The organism is Proteiniphilum sp. X52, assembly GCF_003712195.1.
GTDB lineage: Bacteria > Bacteroidota > Bacteroidia > Bacteroidales > Dysgonomonadaceae > Proteiniphilum.
The window spans coordinates 1-787 of sequence record NZ_RDSD01000078.1; the positions used below are offsets into that span (position 1 = coordinate 1).

Consider the following 787-nt stretch of genomic DNA (forward strand, 5'->3'; position numbering starts at 1 on the left):
TAGGTGGAACCCGTGACATCGAACGTGTAAATATACGTGCCGTTGTCATTGATCAGGCAGATGTCGGTTTTGCCGTCACCGTCATAGTCGAAGGCGAACAACCGGTCGGAATTTTGTGCCGCCGCGGCCGCGTCCCCCTGCCGGGTTCCCACGAATTCCTTGTGGAAAGTGAAAGGCGCGCCTTCGTATAATTTGGTCCCCGTTTCAAGGTCGAAAAGGTAGCACCGTCCCGGCTTGTCCGCCCATCCGAACGGATGGTTGTTCGACACCGAGAGCACCTCTATCTTGCCGTCACCATCGAAATCCCCCGTGAAGTGGAACTTGGGGTGGACACTTTTATTCTTGTCATTGTCTTGCAACACTGTGGAGAAATTGAACACCCAGGTATTCTTCAATGCCAGGCCGGTGTACAGGTTCACAGTGTACACCTTGAATTGGAGCCGGTCATAATTCCCCGAGACGGTGTTGTTCACCTTGATCACCTCCTCTTCATACTTGCCGTCTATATTCGCGGTGAAGATGTCGGTGAAACCGGCTTCAGTGGCAAGGTTTGGCATAGGGGTGGCGAAGCCGTCGTTCAAACCGGAATACAGGAATATCTTTTCTGTCCCGTCATATTGGTTCTGGTACTGGTTGTGCTGCCTCCTGAACATCGTCTTGTTGCGGAAATAGTGCCAATAGGGGTTCTTGTTGGGTAGCGAGATGAGCCCGTCGTTGTCCGTCCCGTAGTCGAACTTGCCCTTGCTGACGATGAGTTGCCCGGGCTGGGCATTCGTGTACCATTCCA

1 protein-coding gene is annotated in these 787 nt (G+C 53.0%); it reads right to left on the reverse strand.

Annotation, left to right across the window (positions count from 1 at the left end; genetic code table 11):
• Positions 1 to 787: VCBS repeat-containing protein (locus D7D25_RS17715; protein WP_148038992.1), on the reverse strand; the 787-nt coding region annotated here is incomplete at both ends.